This window comes from Clostridium sp. AF34-13, assembly GCF_003477845.1.
GTDB classification, from domain to species: Bacteria; Bacillota; Clostridia; order Lachnospirales; family Lachnospiraceae; genus Butyribacter; species Butyribacter intestini.
The window spans coordinates 1-18,067 of the sequence record NZ_QUEB01000002.1 but is presented as its reverse complement, the minus strand read 5'-3'; the positions used below and the strand labels follow the sequence as shown (position 1 = coordinate 18,067).

Genomic DNA, 18,067 nt, shown 5'->3' with positions numbered 1-18,067 from the left:
AAAGATTCTGACGCTATATGCGATAGCAGCTAATAGTGTTATGAGCAGGCAGTGGTGTGGATTGAGAATATCCGCTTAGTGACTCATGCAGACTGGCATAGGTTATGGAAATAGAGGGATGGTAAATGTCCCAATTTTAGCTGGAGGAATATAATCATGAAAAAATACGGTGTTAATGAACTTCGTAGAATGTACTTAGAGTTCTTCGAGAGCAAAGGTCATCTTGCAATGAAAAGCTTTTCTCTCGTTCCACACAATGATAACAGTTTATTACTTATAAATGCAGGTATGGCACCACTTAAGCCATATTTCACAGGTCAGGAGATACCGCCGAGAAGACGAGTTACAACTTGCCAGAAATGTGTCCGCACGGGTGATATTGAAAATGTAGGAAAGACGGCACGCCACCTTACATTTTTTGAAATGCTCGGAAATTTCTCTTTCGGTGATTACTTCAAGCATGAAGCTATCGCATGGTCATGGGAGTTTTTGACAAAAGTTATTGGGATGGAGCCTGACAGACTTTATCCGTCAATCTATGGCGAGGACGATGAGGCATATGCTATCTGGACAAAAGAGATAGGTGTTCCGGGGGATAGGATTACACGCTTTTACCGTGATGAAAACGGCGAGTGTGACAACTTCTGGGAGCATGGTGCAGGTCCTTGTGGTCCATGTTCAGAGATTTATTATGACAGAGGAGAGAAATATGGCTGTGGAAAACCTGATTGTAAGGTAGGTTGTGACTGTGACCGTTTCATGGAAGTATGGAACAATGTATTTACACAGTTTAATGGTGACGGACATGGTGGATATGAAGAACTTGAAAATAAGAACATAGATACAGGTATGGGACTTGAGCGTCTTGCTGTTGTAGTACAGGATGTTGATTCTGTATTTGATGTAGATACTATGAAAGCTATCAGAGATAAAATATGTGAGATGGCAGGAACGACATACCAGAAAGATGAAGCACAAGATGTTTCAATAAGACTTATTACAGACCATATCCGTTCATCGACATTTATGGTTTCAGATGGAATCATGCCGTCAAATGAGGGACGAGGTTATGTCCTCCGTCGTCTTATAAGAAGAGCGGTTCGCCACGGTCGTATGCTCGGTATAAATAAGCAGTTCATGGCAGAGCTTGCAAAGACTGTTATAAATGAGTCGAAAGACGGTTATCCTGAACTTGAGGAAAAGAAAGAATTTATATTAAATGTTCTTTCGCAGGAAGAAAACAAATTTGATAAGACTATAGACCAGGGATTAAATATTCTTAATCAGATGCAGGAGGAACTGGCAAAGTCAGGAAAGAAAGAGCTTGCAGGCGAAGATGCATTTAAATTGTATGACACTTACGGATTCCCTGTAGATCTCACAACTGAAATTCTCGAAGAAAAAGGATATACGGTTGATGAAAAAGGGTTTGAGGCTGCTATGGAAGAACAGAAGCAGAAAGCCCGCAGTGCAAGAAAGACAACAAACTATATGGGAGCAGAGGAAACTGTTTACCAGCAGCTTGATCCGGCACTTACAACAGAGTTTATTGGATATGACAGACTTGAAGCTGACGCAAAAGTTATTGCACTTACAACGGATAGCGATGTAGTCGCAGCTTTAACAGACGGTCAGAAAGGAACTATCATTGTTGACAAGACACCATTTTATGCAACAATGGGTGGTCAGCAGGCTGATATAGGAACTATCGTATGTGCTGACAGTGAATTTAAGGTAAAAGATACAGTTAAACTTCTTGGTGGAAAAGTAGCCCATATAGGTGAAGTAGTTAAGGGAATGTTTAAAGATGGAGATACCGTTACACTTAAAGTTGATGCCGTAAATCGTGCGGCAACCTGCAAAAACCACAGTGCTACACATCTTTTACAGGAAGCACTTCGTAAGGTTTTAGGTTCTCATGTAGAGCAGGCAGGTTCATATAATGATGCAAACAGACTCAGATTTGACTTTACGCATTTTTCAGCTATGACTCCTGAGGAGATAGAGAAAGTTGAAGCTATCGTAAATGAGCAGGTAGCAGCAAATCTTCCTGTAGTTACGGAAGTTATGTCGCTTGATGAAGCTAAAAAGACAGGTGCGATGGCACTCTTTGGAGAGAAATACGGTGAGAAAGTCCGTGTTGTAAAGATGGGTGATTTCAGCACAGAGCTTTGTGGTGGTACTCATGTTTCAAATACAGGAGTTATCGGATACTTTAAGATTGTGTCTGAGAGTGGTGTTGCGGCAGGAACACGCCGTATTGAAGCACTTACCGGTGACGGACTTATGAAATATTATGCTGAAATTGAAAAACAGCTTAACGAGGCAGCAAAGGCAGCAAAGGCAGAGCCGTCAAAACTCGTGAATAAAATAAATGCAATGCACGATGAGATAAAGGAACTTTCGAGCGAGAATGAAAAACTCAAAGCAAAGCTTGCAAATGATGCAGTAGGTGATGTTGACAGTCAGATAAAAGAAGTAAAGGGCATTAAAGTCCTTGCAATGGCTGTACCTGATGTAGACATGAACGGTCTTAGGAATCTCGGTGACCAGATGAAAGAAAAGATTGGAAGCGGTGTGGTAGTCCTTGCATCGGCAGTTGACGGAAAAGTCACACTCCTTGCTATGGCAACAGATGATGCCATTAAGAAAGGTGCACACGCAGGAAATCTTATCAAGGGAATCGCAGCACTCGTCGGAGGTGGTGGCGGCGGTCGTCCGAACATGGCTCAGGCAGGTGGAAAAAATCCTGATGGAATATCGGCAGCAATCGAAAAAGTATATGAGGTTGTAGAGAGTCAGTTATAAAATAAAAATAATAAAAATGAAAAATAAAACACCATATATTCATAGGAAAAATGAATATATGGTGTTTTTGTTTATATGCTGTATGATCTTAGCAGGTGATAACAGTACCTGTCTTGCCTGAGATTCCCTCAAGAGCCGTATCAATACTTGTGATGATTGCTTTGTGTTCTTTTGATGAAGACGCAAATGAAACAGCGGCTTCAACTTTTGGAAGCATTCCGCCCTCGTTGAACTGCTTGTCAGCGATATATTTTGTCGCATCATCTACTGACATTGTGTCGAGAGCCTGTTCTTTGTCTGTACCAAAGTTGAGGGCAACTTTTTCAACTCCTGTGAGAAGAAGAAGAACTTCTGCACCGAGTTCTTCGGCGAGACAAGCACTTGTAACATCCTTTTCTATAACGGCACTTGCACCTTTAAGTCTTGTTCCCTGCTGTAAAACAGGAATACCGCCGCCGCCTGCTGCGATAACTATCTGACCGGCATCGACAAGTGTTTTTATGGCATCTATCTCATAAATCTCCATTGGGCGTGGAGCGGCAATGATTCGCCTGAAACCTTTGCCTTCTATTTCTACGACATGGTTTCCTTTTTCTTCCTCTGCTTTTGCCTCCTCTGCTGTCATGTATCTTCCGATTTCTTTAGTAGGATATGAAAAAGCAGTGTCAAAAGGATCAACTCTTACCTGTGTGATAATTGTAGACACCGGCTTGTAGATGCCTCTGTTTAAAAGTTCTGTTCTTATTTCATTCTGGAGGTCATAACCTATGTACCCCTGACTCATGGCACTGCATATAGACATAGGAGCGACAGTGTTTGTAGGCTCAAGACGGCTGTACTCTCTCATTGCAGAATGTATCATACCGACCTGGGTACCGTTGCTGTGAGTAATGACTATATCATATTTTGCTTCCACAAGATCAGCTATAGCTGATGCAGCGTTTTTAACTGCTTCTTTCTGTTCCGGAAATGTTTTTCCAAGTGCACTGTGTCCGAGTGCTACAACAATTTTTTTTCCCATAATAAAGTCTCCAATCTTGTATTTATTTTTAATATTTTTTATTATTCAAGTGGATGTTCACAATCCGCTCTACTATTTGATCATAACACAAATCAATATTATACTATATGATTTTACCATGACGGAAAAATAAATTCAAGCAAGTAATCGCTGATGTCGAATTACAGATGTGAACGATAACATATAAGGCAGAATGTGCCATGTAAAAAGTATGATACAGTATATATAGAAAGTGCAATTTGAATATACAGAGAAACTAAAATGCTTTGATATACAGTGAGGAGTATATCAAAGAACATAGCTGAAAGTATAATGTAATATGTGGCTGAAAGTATGTGTTGTATAAATATTAAAAATGTGAGAAAATTTATTTTGTTATGCTATGAGCAGGCAGCAGAGAGGATTACTAATATCCGCTTGACACATAAAGCACCGTCAGTAGGATTATAGGTGTTTGCAGGAGTTTATCATGGCTGCTTTATTTGTAAATAAATATAAAAACTTAATGTGCTCTCGGAATTTTTTGTTTTGAGAAAGTGCCGGGAGTATATATTAAAGGAAGTGAGGAAAAAGATATGGAGTATGTAAATCCGATAATTTCAGGGTTTTATCCTGACCCAAGTATATGCAGAGTGGGTGATGATTTCTATCTTGTGAACAGTTCGTTTGAGTATTTTCCGGGGATTCCGGTATTCCACAGCAAAGATTTGATAAACTGGGAGCAGACAGGTCACTGTATATCAAGACCCGGACAACTTGCATTGAGACAGGGAGTGCAAAACTGCGTTGGCATATATGCACCGACAATAAGATACCATGACGGTATTTTTTATGTTATCTCAACAAATGTTACATATGGCAGTAAGGACGATGGAAATTTTATCGTATGGACTGATGATCCGTACGGTGAATGGTCGGACCCGGTTTTTATCGATTTACCGGGAATAGACTCTTCACTTTTCTTTGACGATGACGGAAAGGTATATTATACGGGAGCATTTGATAATGGGATTTTTATGAGCGAGCTTGAATTTTCATATAAGTATGATGAAAATGGAAAAGTTGTTGATATTTCATGCAAAACGGTTTCCGAGAAAAAATTTATATGGTATGGTACAGGCGGGAATGACCCTGAAGGACCGCATCTTTATAAGATAAATGGCTGGTATTATCTGCTTATATCGGAGGGCGGTACGGAATTTTGCCATATGATAACAGTAGCAAGAAGCAGAAATATATGGGGAGAATATGAGTCGTGTCCGAGAAATCCGGTTTTTAGTAATAGGTCTACATCACTTCCAATAAAAGGAACAGGTCATATGGATATAGTCTGTGACCAATACGGTGATTGGTGGGGAGTGTGTCTTGCAAACCGTCCTATCACATATCCGTTTAAACACAATCTTGGGAGAGAAACATTTCTTGTGCCTGTAGAGTGGGATGATAAGGATTGGCCTGTTATAGGAAGAAATGGTCTGCTTGATGAGAGAATATCATCTGACAGAAAACTGCATGAAGGAGTAATGCAGAAATCTCAGACTGATGAGGGAAAACATTTTCATGATGAATTTGATGGTGATGCATTGAAAAAAGATTGGAATTTTATCTATAACACGACATCTAAATATGCGGCATTGGATAAGACAAAAGGTCTTTTATTATACGGAACAAAAGAGCCGATAATCTCAAGTGGTGAAATTGCATGGGTCGGTTACAGGCAAAAGCATCACGAGTTCATGGCAGAAACACATATTGATTTTGCCAATATGGAGGATGGCAGCGAAGCAGGTTTTACAATATATATGAATAACAAACATCACTATGAACTTTTTACATCTGTACTTGATGGAGAAAGATGGCTTATGTTCAGAAGAAGGATAGGTTCGCTTATCAGAGAGGACAGAATATCAAGACTCGCCGATGACAGTATTTACATGAGACTTGAAGCGTTAAAGGGTGAAAACGGAGAAAATATTTACTGCTTTAGCTATAAGGAGAATGGAGAGTGGCTTGAAGCAGGAGAGGGTGAAGCTGATTATCTCACAACGGAAGTTGGAGGAAGGTTTACGGGAAATTATATTGCACTTTATGCAAGCGGTGATGGAAAAGACTGTAGGAATGCGGTGCAGTTTGATATGTTTGATTATATAGGTGTATAGAATTTAGGTATTTATCTTTGAAAACTTTAAACTAAACAAGCCAATGCCTGCTGTACAGTAGATATAAGGAGTGACAATATATCTGAGAGCTACTGTTTAGCAGATAAATGTCAAAAATTGTAGAATTATTACAAAAGTTTACTGTGTTTTTGGAAATGGAATATGCAATATGTCAAAAAAGTAAAAATATGCAATAAAAGTCTTTTCAAATCAAAGTTAGTGTGATATACTTCAAAACAGTTGATAAAGAAGTACAGAACAAGGGCGTTCTCAATTAAAATAATTGAGTGCGCCTTTTTTACTAGAATGAATGACATAAGCTGTACCGCAACTTATATGGTGTCCGGGTGACAGCATAGGAATGACATAATTATTCCGGACACTTTATATAATGATGCAAGGGTCAAAATGATTTTTGTTCCGGACATCATATAAAAATAGTTTTAAGGAAAAACCTTTTGACTGTTATATGAATATTAAAATATTAATATGAAAGGAAGGTAACGAAATGGAAAATAATGTTATCGAACAGGTTTTTGGGAAAGATGTATTTAATGATGAAGTAATGCAGGCTAAACTTCCAAAAGATGTATATAAATCTTGGAAGAAAACGCTTGAGAGCGGAGCAGATCTTGATATTGAGATTGCGAATGTCGTTGCTCATGCGATGAAAGAGTGGGCACTTGAGCATGGTGCTACACATTATACACATTGGTTCCAGCCTATGACAGGTGTTACCGCTGAGAAGCATGACTCATTCCTCAGTCCTGCATCAGAGAGCAAACCTGTTCTTGAATTTTCGGGAAAGGAGCTTATTAAAGGGGAGCCGGATGCTTCTTCATTCCCATCAGGTGGTCTTCGTGCAACATTTGAAGCAAGAGGATATACAGCTTGGGATTGTACATCACCTGCATTCCTTCAGGAGGATGCAGCGGGTGTAACACTTTGTATTCCGACAGCATTCTGTTCGTACACAGGTGAGGCACTTGATAAAAAGACACCGCTTCTTCGCTCAATGGAAGCTATCAGCAAACAGGCAGTTCGTATCGTAAAGTTGTTTGGTATGGATGATGTAAAAAAGGTTTCCTGCTCGGTAGGACCTGAGCAGGAGTATTTCCTTGTTGACAGAGATAAATATTTACAGCGTAAAGACCTTATTTTTACAGGACGTACATTATTCGGTGCATCTGCTCCTAAGGGACAGGAACTTGATGACCATTACTTTGGTGCTATCAAAGAGCGTATCGCTTCATTTATGAAAGACCTTAACATAGAACTTTGGAAACTTGGAATCCTTTCTAAGACACAGCATAACGAGGTTGCTCCGGCTCAGCACGAGATGGCACCTATCTTCACAACGGCAAATATCTCAACAGACCATAACCAGCTTGTAATGGAGATTATGAAAAAAGTTGCAAAGAGACATAACCTTGAGTGTCTGCTCCATGAGAAACCATTTGCGGGAGTAAACGGTTCAGGTAAACATAACAACTGGTCAATTGTTACAGATACAGGAGTAAATCTTCTTGACCCTGGCAAGAAACCACATGAGAATAAGATATTCCTTCTCTTCCTTGCATCTATCATCAAGGCAGTAGATGAGAATGCAGAACTTCTCAGACTTTCGGCTTCAAATCCAGGAAATGATCACAGACTCGGTGCAAATGAGGCACCTCCTGCAATTATTTCTATTTTCCTCGGCGAGCAGCTTGAAGATGTTGTTGAGCAGATCGTAAGAGGTGATGTTTCATCATCAATCCAGGGCAGCAAGCTTGATACAGGTGTTCATGTACTTCCTGTACTTAAGAAAGATGCAACAGACAGAAACCGTACATCACCATTCGCATTTACAGGAAATAAATTTGAGTTCAGAATGTTAGGTTCATCAATGTCTATCGCAGGTGCAAATTTTGTACTTAACACTATCGTTGCTGATACATTACAGCAGTTTGCAGATGAACTTGAAAAGGCTGATGATTTCAATAAAGCAGTAAAAGAGGTTATCAAGAAAAATATTACAGAGCACCAGAGAGTTATCTTTAACGGTGACGGATATTCTGATGAGTGGGTTGCAGAAGCCGAGAAACGCGGACTTCCAAATGTTAAATCTATGGTAGAAGCTGTTCCTTATCTTGTGACAGACAAGACAGTTGAACTCTTTGAGAGACAGAATGTACTTTCAAAAGCTGAGCTTGAATCAAGAGCTGAGATTAATTATGAGAATTACTCAAAGACAATAAACATCGAAGCAAAGACAATGATAGATATGGCTGGAAAACAGTTTATCCCGGCTGTTATCTCATATGTAACAAGTCTTGCAGATTCAGTAAACACGGTGACAGCAGCTTGTGCAGCGGCAGATGTGTCAGTACAGACTGAACTTCTTACAAAGTGTTCTTCGCTTCTTGCTAAAGCACAGAAAGCTCTTGCAAATCTTGAAAAAGTTACTGCTGAGGCAGCAGAAAAAGAAGAGGGACAGGAGCAGGCATTATTCTTTAAGAATACTGTATTTGTTGCAATGGAAGAACTTCGTGCACCAATTGATGAGTTAGAGATGATAGTAGATCAGGAATTCTGGCCTGTACCATCATATGGTGATTTATTATTTGAAGTATAATAAGTAACAACTAAATTTTGCTTTCATATTAATATTTTCCCAAATATATATTAAAGACTTAAGCGGCCATTCTTTACAGGATGGTCGCTTTTGTGTCATAACAATAGTTGATTTATTCTTTCACTGATTAAGGCTATTCTGCCGTAAAAAAGACTTCCGTTGTGAATAATACTTGAATGAAGGCGTGATATTGTGTTAAAATAAAATGAATTAAGCGAATTATGAAAATGTAAATATTGATAACGACTGTCTTGTGATGTCAGTTGGGCAGTTTTATCAAAGTATCAGGAGGAATATCGTGTCTCAGAATGATAATGAAGAAAATGGAAGAATAACAATAAAAGAAGCATTCGGAAAATGGTTTGGTCTTTTTCTGGTGCTTATATCGGCAGCCGTAGTTTATCTGCTTATTATAAATCTTGATGATATTTTTTCGGGAATAACATATATATTCGGCATAGTAAAGCCGGTTATATATGGTGCTATCATAGCATATCTGTTAAACCCACTTACAAAGATGTATTACCGTCTTCTGATAAAGGGTTATGAGAAGAAAGGAAAAAAGCCGTCGGCAAAAACAGTCAGTGTTATTGAAAGTTTTACAATATTGTTTGCACTTCTTACCGGGGTACTAATAATTGCGATACTCTGCTGGCTGGTGATTCCACAACTTATCACAACTGTTATTTCACTTGTTGAAACAGTTCCATCACAGGCAAATGATTACTACAATTATTTAACAGAGAAGATACAGAGTAATAAATATCTTGCATCAAGGATGCAGGATACGGCTTTAAAGTTTACAAAATACATGGATAACATCATGAATCATGATTTATTTCCTTGGCTTAAAAGTGTGCTTCTTCCAAATTTGAATTTATATGCAAAGCAGTTTGCAAACGGTGTTATAAGCTTTCTGAATGTATTATACAATCTTTTTATAGGAATGATAGTTGCTATTTATATATTAAATGGCAAGAGAGTATTTATAGCACAGGCTAAAAAGATAATATATGGTGTGTGCAAAAAAAAGACCGCAGATACACTTATTCATTATGTTCGCATATCAAATGATATGTTCAGCGGTTTTATCTTAGGAAAAATAGTTGATTCCGCTATTATTGGTATTATATGTTTTGTCCTTATGACGATTTTTAGTCTGCCATATGCTCTGCTTGTAAGTGTGATAGTCGGTGTTACCAATATCATACCGGTGTTCGGACCATATATTGGAGCTATACCTAGTGCTATGCTGATACTTCTTGTAAGCCCAGTGCAGGCATTATATTTTATTATACTTGTCGCAATACTTCAGCAGGTTGACGGAAATATCATCGGACCAGCGATACTCGGTGATTCAACAGGTCTGTCAGCATTCTGGGTGCTTTTTTCGATACTGTTCTTCGGAGGGTTCTGGGGCATAGCCGGAATGCTCATTGGTTGTCCGTTGTTTGCTGTTATATATACGATTATCAAGGATTTTGTTAATTACTGCCTTAAGAGGAGAAAGCTGTCAACTGATACGCAGACATATATAGACCTTAAAAGTATCGAGGACAGAAAAGATGGTTATGAATATATAACATATTCTCCATCAGAGCTTATGGGAAAGAAAAAGAATAAAAACAAAGAAGATAGTAAAAACAAACAAAAAATATTGTCGGACATAATCAGGAAAATGGCAAAAAAGACCACAGATATACAATCAGACAATAAAAAGAAAAAAATGTGAAATAATGTAACAAATGAAAGGCTGAACTGTTACGAAATAATAGAAGAGTTATTTATATCGAACTTGACGAAATGCAGATTTTAATATACAATTATTTAGTTGTATTATAATTTGGCATGGTTTATATGCTAAAACAGAAATAGAAGATGTTTCAGAAACTATTAAATAGGAACGGGGAATATTATGATAAAAAGTATGACCGGATATGGCAGACATGAAACGGTTACTGATGATTATAAGATTTTGATAGAAATAAAATCGGTAAATCACAGATATTGTGATCTGAATATTAAATTACCTAAAAAGTTTAATGCTTACGAGAATGAACTTAGAGGTATTCTTAAAGGATATGCGGCAAGAGGAAAGATAGATGCATATATTTCATATGAGGATTACTCAGAAAAAAATGTTGAGGTGAGGTATCACGAAAATATTGCGAGCGGATATATGGAAGCAATTGAAAAAGCGGAAGAGTTGTACGGTACAAAATTTCCCGGTGCTTCACTTAAATATCCTGCGGCAACGGATTTTTTGAAACTTCCTGAAGTTATTTCTTTGGAGACAAAAGAGGTTGAGGATGAATCACTTCAAAATGATTTAAAGGAGACTTTTGAGGAAGCTTGCAAAATGTTTAGGGAGTCAAGGGAGAGAGAAGGGGAACATTTAAAAATGGACATCCTTTCAAAACTTGATTATATTTTGAAACTTGTCAAAAAGATAGAGGAAAGATCTCCTGAAATTCTTGCTGAGTACAGGCAGAAGATTATGACAAAAGTAGAAGAACTGCTTGGAGATAAACAGATAGATGATACAATCCTTGCCACAGAACTTACTGTTTTTGCTGATAAGGTATGTGTGGATGAGGAAACGGTAAGACTTCATAGTCATATAAAAAATATGAGAGATACTTTATCAAAAGATGAGTCGATAGGAAGAAAGCTTGACTTTCTTGCACAGGAGATGAACAGGGAAGCAAATACTATACTTTCAAAAGCAAATGATATGAAACTTTCTGCGGACGCTATAGATTTAAAGACAGAGATAGAAAAAATACGTGAGCAGATACAGAATATTGAATAGATATGAGGTGGTTTCATGCTTATAAATGTAGGATATGGTAATATCGTAAACATGGATAAGGTTGTCAGTATTGTAAGGACAGAAGCAGCACCAATAAAAAGGATGATACAGGTAGCAAAAGACAGCAATATGGCTATAGATGCCACTTGTGGCCGCAAAACCAAATGTATTCTTATAATGGACAGTGGGCATATTGTTCTGTCTGCACTTCTGCCGGATACAATAGAAAACCGTGTGAACGAAAATCAGAACAGAGAGGAGCAGAGCCAATGAGTAAAAAAGGCATTCTTGCAATAATTTCGGGATTTTCCGGGGCAGGAAAAGGAACTGTAGTAAACAGACTGTTAGAAAAAGAAAGTTATGCTGTTTCGATTTCAGCAACGACACGTAAGCCAAGAACAGGTGAAGTTGACGGACAAAATTATTTTTTCAGGACAAAAGATGAATTTGAAAAGATGATTGCAAATGAACAGCTTATAGAGTATGCTGAGTATGTAGGCAATTATTATGGAACACCTAAGGATTATGTTTTTAAGAAGCTTGATGAGGGCTTTGATGTGATACTTGAAATTGAAATGCAAGGAGCATTAAAAGTTAAAGAAAAATTTCCTGAGACAGCGTTGATATTTATCACACCGCCATCAGCAGATGAGTTGAAGAAAAGACTTGTCGGCAGAGGGACAGAAACAGCGGAGCAGATAGAAAAGCGAATGTCAAGAGCAGTTGATGAGTGTCCATATATGAATCAGTATGACTATATCGTTGTGAATGATGATCTTGATGAATGTGTTGACGAGATACACAGACTGCTTCAGTCTATACATAATGCAAAAGAAAATCAGCAGGAACTCATCAATATGATAACTGAGGATTTAAAGAAATATAAATAAATTCAAATAAATATGAAAGGAAGGAATAGTTATGTTACATCCATCTTATACAGATCTTATGGAAGTTATAAATAGTGAGGTAGAAACAGGTGAAGCTCCGGTAGTAAACAGCCGTTATTCAATCGTTCTTGCAAGTGCAAAGAGGGCACGCCAGCTTATTGCGGGAGCAGATCCACTTATTGGCGTAAGGTGTCCAAAACCGCTTTCAATTGCGGTAGACGAATTATACAATTCAAAAATTAGAATTTTAAGTGAAGAAGAAGCAGCAGAAGCAGAGGCAAAAAAGCTTGCTGAGGAAGAAGAGAAAAAAGCTATGAATGAGATGACATTCTCATTTGAAGAAGAGGAAGAGTAGCAGAGGTTTTAAAATGGATAATGAATACAAAAACGAAGACAGGAAAGAATCGCTAAAATCTTCTGATGAACAAAAGGCTGATGAAGAAACATCAACAGAAGAAAGAAATGTTGATTCATATGGTGAACCCATAGAAAATCCGGAAAGTGATGAAGTGCCAAAGAAAAAGAAAGTCATAAGTACAATTATTGAACTTCTTTTATATGCGGCTATAATTGTGATGTGTGTATGTGTTGTTCCAAAGTATGTTCTTCAAAGAACGATAGTTGATGGAACATCAATGATGAATACACTTAAGGATGGCGATAATCTTTTGGTAGAAAAAGTTACATACCGTTTTTCTGAACCAAAGAGATTTGATGTAATAGTGTTCTATCCGCATGGAAGAGAGAGTAATGACTATTATATCAAGAGAGTTATAGGTCTTCCGGGAGAAACTATACAGATAAAAGGCAATACCATTTATATAAACGGAAAGGTCATTAAAGAAAATTATGGCAAGGATCCGATGACAGAGTCAGGGATTGCAGAGGAACCGTTAAAACTGGCAAAAGATGAATTTTTTGTTCTTGGAGACAACAGGGAGATAAGCGATGACAGCAGATATCCGGATGTTGGACCGGTCAAGAAAAAAAATATTGCCGGTAGAGCAATTTTGAGAATTTCGCCATTGTCTGAGTTTGGTACATTTAAGTAATGCAATAAAAGATAAAGTATTAGATTTAAACAAGGGCAGATATTTATCTGTCCTTGTTTTGCAAATAATGTACTTTCAAAATTCTTCGTTCAGAAGATACCGAGAGAACATAATATATAAAAGGGGGATAAAATAACATGAAAAGACAGTTGAAAAAGATAGTATGTCTTACACTCATCACATCAATGATATTAGGGCAGAAAACTTTAAACACAACTAAAAATGTCACAGCAAAAGAAAAAAAGGATATTAAGATTGCCATTGATGCAGGACATCAGGCAAGAGGCAACTTCGCAACGGAGCCGGTAGGACCGGGTTCAGGTACAAGAAAAGCAAAAGTAGCAGGAGGTGCAACGGGAGTTGCATCACATGTTCCTGAGTATAAACTGACGCTTGCCGTTTCAAAAAAGCTTCAGAAAGAGCTTAAAGCCAGAGGTTACAAGGTTTATATGATCAGAACAAAGAATAATGTAAATATCAGTAATAAAAAGCGTGCACAGCTTGCAAATAAGAGTGGTGCAGATATTTATATAAGAATACATGCAGATAGTTCAAACTCAAGAGCTGTTACTGGTGCGAGTGGGTTATATCCGTCAAAAGCAAACAAATATGTTTCAAAGCTTAGTACGAAATCCAAAAAATTATCTTCATGTTTGCTCAAGTCTTATTGTAAAAAAACAAAGATACGCAACAGAGGTTTGGTTGCAAGAGATGATCTTACGGGAACAAACTGGAGCAAGTTACCGGTTTCTCTTATTGAAATGGGATTTTTGAGTAATCCGTCAGAGGACAGAAAGATGCAGAAGTCAAACTTTCAGACAAAGATGGCAAAGGGAATTGCAGATGGAATCGATGCATACTTTAAATAATTCAATATTAGTGATATAAGTAAGTAGCAGAGCGGATTGTGAATATACGCCTGACTATAATCGTATGAATTATTTAAGGTTTTGGTATGAATGGAGGAGAAATATGGAAGGTCTAGTCAACATGATGGAGGAAACTGTATTAAAGAAGATTGATATGTTATGGGAAACAACAGACGGATGCAAATGTCAAAAATGTAAATTAGATATAGCAGCATATGCACTTAACAGACTTCCACCCAGATATGTTCACTCACTTCAGGGAAAACTTATTCACAGGTTTAATGCATCTACGACACAATCAGATGCAGAGATAACATCCTGTGTTTATCAAGCTGTAAAAAAAGTGGAGAAAAATCCAAATCATCCTAGAGAAGAGTCTATATATACTAGATAATATTATAAATATTTCAGGACAGAGTATGGTTGTGTCACTGGTAGTATTACAGGGCAGACTGTAGTTCTGTCCTGTGCTATCATGGTGAAAATATATGTTGTTGGCGGTAATAAAAATATATAATTAATGAGGGTCTTGAAAAAAAACAGAAAAAATTGAAAAAAATGCTTGCATTTTGTAATTAAATGATGTATAGTATTGCTTGTCGGCACGACGGGGAAGATTAAAAGGTCATCGCCGATAAATGATAAAAGTAAATATGGTCTGTTGGTCAAGCGGCTAAGACGTCGCCCTCTCACGGCGAAAACAGGGGTTCGATTCCCCTACAGACTGTTCCGATGTAATGTCGGTCATAAAGTATCAAATGACGGTTTGATATGTTAATATCTGATAAAAGTAAATATATGGTCTGTTGGTCAAGCGGCTAAGACGTCGCCCTCTCACGGCGAAAACAGGGGTTCGATTCCCCTACAGACTGCTTCGGTGTATATGCCGGCTGTAAAGTATCAAATGACGGTTTGATTTATGTTAATGTTTGATAAAAGTAAATATATGGTCTGTTGGTCAAGCGGCTAAGACGTCGCCCTCTCACGGCGAAAACAGGGGTTCGATTCCCCTACAGACTGCTCTGATGAAAATCAGCCCAACCCGAAAGAACTTGTAGGTCATTTATGGCTTACAGGTTTTTTGTTTATAAAACAGGAAAGAACTGCATTATTGCTGCTATGAAATTATTATAATCTGTTGTATAGCTGATTATTCTTTAAGTGTAAATAGTAACGCTGTTACGGCTTTCCTATATGGTAATGATATTAAATGGAGGGAAAACAAATGAAAGTATCAAAATTAGTTGGATTGAGATTTAAAGAAAAACCTGCTGATTGTGTCATTGACAGTCACGCACTTATGGTAAGGGGCGGCTACATGAAATATGTAGGAAACGGAATTTATTCTGAGTTCCCTACTCTTAGGAGAGTGACTGCAAAGATTGAAAATATCATTCGTGAAGAAATGAACATGATAGACGGTCAGGAAGTTTTGTTTCCGGTTGTTATGCCTGCTGAACTCTGGGAGGAGTCAGGAAGGTATGAAAGCGTAGGAAATGAGCTTGTAAGACTTAAGGATAGAAACGGCTCTAAACTTGTTCTTGGTATGACACATGAGGAAGCATCAGTTCAGCTTGTCCGTGAGTATGGACAGTCATACAACAATTATCCTTTTATGATATATCAGTTCCAGCGTAAGTTCAGGGATGAGGCAAGACCGAGAGCGGGAATGATTCGTGTTCGTGAATTTACAATGAAAGATGCCTATTCGTTCCATACATCACAGGAAGACCTTGAAAAGTATTATGATGTATGTTATCAGGCATACAACAGAATATTCCAGAGAGTTGGTGTTCCTGAAGTTGTGACTGTTGCATCTGATTCAGGTATGATGGGAGGAAATGTGTCACATGAGTATATGCTCCTTACTCCGGTAGGAGAGGACTCAATCGTTACTTGTACTGAGTGTGATTACAGAGCCAACATGGAAGCAGCAGAGAATATAATGCCGGATGAAAAGATTGGAGAAGTTTCAGAGTTAGAGTGCATTGAGACACCTGACTGCAAGACTATCGAGGATGTTTGCAAGTATCTTCACAGTTCAGTGGAGACTTCATGTAAGGCAGTTGTATATCAGAGAAATTCGGATGATACATTTGTTGTAGCGTTTGTCCGTGGTGATTATGAAGTTAATGAGACAAAACTCCGCAACATTGTCGGAGAACCAATCCATGTTGCACTGATAACGGCAGATGATCCGCTTGTTGCAGGATATATTGGACCTTATAATATATCAAAAGATGTTACGGTATATATTGATTCTTCGCTTAAAGGTGTTGAGGGCATGGTTGCCGGAGCAAATAAAGAGGGATGCCATTATAAAGGACTTAATCTCGAAAGAGATCTTGGAAAGGTTGAGTATGTTGATATTGCCAAGATAAAAGAGGGTGGAATATGTCCATGTTGTAAAAAACACTCAATAAGCATAAAGCGTGGTATTGAGGTAGGAAACATCTTCCAGCTTGGCACAAAATATACAAAATCAATGAATATGACATACACCGATGAGAATGGTGAGACAAAAAATCCTATCATGGGATGCTACGGTATCGGAGTTGGAAGACTTGCCGCATCAGTATGTGAGGCAAAGCATGATGAATATGGTCCTATTTGGCCTATATCTATTGCACCGTGGGAAGTTGAAGTATGCTGCCTTCGTGTTGATGACGATCAGACAAAAGAAGTTGCAGACAAGCTTTATAAGGATCTACAGTCAGCCTCAGTTGAGACACTTTATGATGACAGGGATGTTCGTCCGGGTGCAATGTTCTCAGATGCAGATCTTCTCGGTGCACCGATAAGAGTTGTAGTAAGTCCTAGAAATCTCAAGGAGTCATGTGTAGAGGTAACAACGAGAGATAAGTCAGTTAAAGAAATGATTCCGGTTGATGAAGCATTTGAGTATATAAAGGGACTTAAAGAAAAGATGTTTGCAGATATAAATGCTAAAGTTGAGCCATATAAATAATTAAAGACGATAAACAGATGAAATTAATGACAGTATTTATCAATAACAATATTATTGATAAATACTGTCATTTTCTTTGTTGACTTTTATATTTTTGTCCTATATGATGTAAAACAGTTAGAGTGAACTAACCTGAGTGAGGGGTGCAAAAAATGAAATGATATTGCATCATATGACAAAAACATAGAAGCATGATAACAGTGTAAAAAATCCATATATGCAGGATTTTAGTGTGGAAAATCTGATTTTTCACACACAAGATTTGTGTCTGTGCACACTTGACACAAACCTGGTATGCAAAAAAATGTGTGCAGAAATGAGGATTAACATGAGTGTAGTTATAGTAGGAGGACATGACCGCATGGTCTGTAGATACAAGAAGATATGTAAGGAGCATAATTGCAAGGCAAAAGTTTTTACCCAGATGTCGGCAAGACTCAGTGAGCAGATAGGAAGTCCTGATCTTCTCATATTGTTCACAAATACGGTATCTCACAAGATGGTGAAGTGTGCGATAACTGAAGCCGAAAAATGCAATGCAGATATAGTAAGATGTCATACAAGCAGTGGAACGGCATTAAATGAGATACTTACAAATGCGTGCAATGCGTAAGAGAATGGAGTGTTACTAAATATGTAACAGTTCAGCCTTCCATTTATTACATTCATAAACCTGCCAGCAAACTGTCAGTCGCTGCTAAGCAGCTTATGTTTACCTCATATAATAAATGAAAGGCTATTCTACCATAAAAAGATAATTAACAATACAATGAGCAAGCTCAAGTATTGTCAATTACTTTTTATGGCTGAACTGTTACCTGAATAGGTCAATTGTAAAAGTTAATTCCGCTTTGTAAGACTTACTTCCACC

The 18,067-nt window shown here is 37.9% G+C and carries 14 protein-coding genes and 3 tRNA genes; 16 read left to right on the top strand and 1 reads right to left on the bottom strand.

From position 1 onward, the window contains the following. Window positions 1–156 precede the first annotated feature (156 nt). Window positions 157–2,808: an alanine--tRNA ligase gene (gene alaS / locus DWZ63_RS01890; RefSeq protein ID WP_055942276.1), complete on the top strand. Its 2,652-nt coding sequence runs from the start codon at window positions 157–159 to the stop codon at window positions 2,806–2,808. An 88-nt stretch (window positions 2,809–2,896) separates the two neighbouring features. Here the strand turns inward: alaS and arcC are convergent, their stop codons facing one another. Beyond that, window positions 2,897–3,832 (bottom strand): carbamate kinase, encoded by a 936-nt coding sequence (gene arcC, locus DWZ63_RS01885; protein ID WP_118498493.1) that lies wholly within the window; start codon window positions 3,830–3,832, stop codon window positions 2,897–2,899. 572 nt (window positions 3,833–4,404) lie between these two features. On the opposite strand from arcC, the gene DWZ63_RS01880 reads away from it, so the two are divergent. The 15 genes from DWZ63_RS01880 (at window position 4,405) to DWZ63_RS01810 (ending at window position 17,809) form a co-directional block, all read left to right on the top strand. Further along, entirely contained in the window at window positions 4,405–5,988 is a 1,584-nt protein-coding gene (locus DWZ63_RS01880) for a glycoside hydrolase family 43 protein (RefSeq protein ID WP_147353191.1), read from the top strand. A 508-nt stretch (window positions 5,989–6,496) separates the two neighbouring features. Beyond that, a complete protein-coding gene (locus tag DWZ63_RS01875) occupies window positions 6,497–8,605 on the top strand; it encodes a glutamine synthetase III (protein ID WP_118498489.1) in 2,109 nt (702 codons plus the stop codon). Between the two features lie 298 nt (window positions 8,606–8,903). After that, window positions 8,904–10,337, top strand: coding sequence for an AI-2E family transporter (locus DWZ63_RS01870; protein WP_055942265.1), 1,434 nt, complete (start codon window positions 8,904–8,906; stop codon window positions 10,335–10,337). A 183-nt stretch (window positions 10,338–10,520) separates the two neighbouring features. Further along, on the top strand, window positions 10,521–11,417 hold the full coding sequence (locus tag DWZ63_RS01865) for a YicC/YloC family endoribonuclease (RefSeq protein ID WP_118498485.1): 897 nt from the start codon (window positions 10,521–10,523) through the stop codon (window positions 11,415–11,417). A gap of 15 nt (window positions 11,418–11,432) precedes the next feature. Then, complete coding sequence (locus DWZ63_RS01860; protein WP_022015295.1) at window positions 11,433–11,690, top strand: DUF370 domain-containing protein; 258 nt, start codon at window positions 11,433–11,435, stop codon at window positions 11,688–11,690. Further along, a complete protein-coding gene (gene gmk, locus DWZ63_RS01855; RefSeq protein WP_022015294.1) occupies window positions 11,687–12,307 on the top strand; it encodes a guanylate kinase in 621 nt (206 codons plus the stop codon). The genes DWZ63_RS01860 and gmk overlap by 4 nt, the downstream gene beginning before the upstream one ends. Window positions 12,308–12,338: 31 nt before the next feature. Continuing rightward, entirely contained in the window at window positions 12,339–12,662 is a 324-nt protein-coding gene (rpoZ, locus tag DWZ63_RS01850) for a DNA-directed RNA polymerase subunit omega (protein ID WP_118498483.1), read from the top strand. Between the two features lie 13 nt (window positions 12,663–12,675). Then, window positions 12,676–13,359, top strand: a complete 684-nt coding sequence (lepB, locus tag DWZ63_RS01845) for a signal peptidase I (protein ID WP_118498481.1) — start codon at window positions 12,676–12,678, stop codon at window positions 13,357–13,359. A gap of 137 nt (window positions 13,360–13,496) precedes the next feature. Beyond that, window positions 13,497–14,228, top strand: coding sequence for an N-acetylmuramoyl-L-alanine amidase (locus DWZ63_RS01840; protein ID WP_118498479.1), 732 nt, complete (start codon window positions 13,497–13,499; stop codon window positions 14,226–14,228). Window positions 14,229–14,331: 103 nt separating this feature from the next. Further along, entirely contained in the window at window positions 14,332–14,622 is a 291-nt protein-coding gene (locus tag DWZ63_RS01835) for a late competence development ComFB family protein (RefSeq protein WP_182431415.1), read from the top strand. Between the two features lie 261 nt (window positions 14,623–14,883). Beyond that, a tRNA-Glu gene (locus DWZ63_RS01830) sits at window positions 14,884–14,955 on the top strand. A 73-nt stretch (window positions 14,956–15,028) separates the two neighbouring features. Continuing rightward, window positions 15,029–15,100: transfer RNA gene (locus tag DWZ63_RS01825), tRNA-Glu, on the top strand. Between the two features lie 76 nt (window positions 15,101–15,176). Next, window positions 15,177–15,248: transfer RNA gene (locus DWZ63_RS01820), tRNA-Glu, on the top strand. A 205-nt stretch (window positions 15,249–15,453) separates the two neighbouring features. Next, window positions 15,454–17,196, top strand: a complete 1,743-nt coding sequence (locus DWZ63_RS01815; RefSeq protein WP_055942251.1) for a proline--tRNA ligase — start codon at window positions 15,454–15,456, stop codon at window positions 17,194–17,196. Between the two features lie 328 nt (window positions 17,197–17,524). Next, a complete protein-coding gene (locus DWZ63_RS01810; RefSeq protein ID WP_022015288.1) occupies window positions 17,525–17,809 on the top strand; it encodes a DUF2325 domain-containing protein in 285 nt (94 codons plus the stop codon). Window positions 17,810–18,067 lie beyond the last annotated feature (258 nt).

What these genes read in the sequence shown, in the direction of transcription:
- DWZ63_RS01810 (WP_022015288.1), top strand. Translation starts at nt 17,525, where the DNA reads ATGAGTGTAGTTATAGTAGGAGGACATGACCGCATGGTCTGTAGATAC.
- rpoZ (WP_118498483.1), top strand. Translation starts at nt 12,339, where the DNA reads ATGTTACATCCATCTTATACAGATCTTATGGAAGTTATAAATAGTGAG.
- DWZ63_RS01880 (WP_147353191.1), top strand. Translation starts at nt 4,405, where the DNA reads ATGGAGTATGTAAATCCGATAATTTCAGGGTTTTATCCTGACCCAAGT.
- DWZ63_RS01840 (WP_118498479.1), top strand. Translation starts at nt 13,497, where the DNA reads ATGAAAAGACAGTTGAAAAAGATAGTATGTCTTACACTCATCACATCA.
- DWZ63_RS01835 (WP_182431415.1), top strand. Translation starts at nt 14,332, where the DNA reads ATGGAAGGTCTAGTCAACATGATGGAGGAAACTGTATTAAAGAAGATT.
- alaS (WP_055942276.1), top strand. Translation starts at nt 157, where the DNA reads ATGAAAAAATACGGTGTTAATGAACTTCGTAGAATGTACTTAGAGTTC.
- DWZ63_RS01865 (WP_118498485.1), top strand. Translation starts at nt 10,521, where the DNA reads ATGATAAAAAGTATGACCGGATATGGCAGACATGAAACGGTTACTGAT.
- DWZ63_RS01860 (WP_022015295.1), top strand. Translation starts at nt 11,433, where the DNA reads ATGCTTATAAATGTAGGATATGGTAATATCGTAAACATGGATAAGGTT.
- DWZ63_RS01875 (WP_118498489.1), top strand. Translation starts at nt 6,497, where the DNA reads ATGGAAAATAATGTTATCGAACAGGTTTTTGGGAAAGATGTATTTAAT.
- lepB (WP_118498481.1), top strand. Translation starts at nt 12,676, where the DNA reads ATGGATAATGAATACAAAAACGAAGACAGGAAAGAATCGCTAAAATCT.
- gmk (WP_022015294.1), top strand. Translation starts at nt 11,687, where the DNA reads ATGAGTAAAAAAGGCATTCTTGCAATAATTTCGGGATTTTCCGGGGCA.
- DWZ63_RS01815 (WP_055942251.1), top strand. Translation starts at nt 15,454, where the DNA reads ATGAAAGTATCAAAATTAGTTGGATTGAGATTTAAAGAAAAACCTGCT.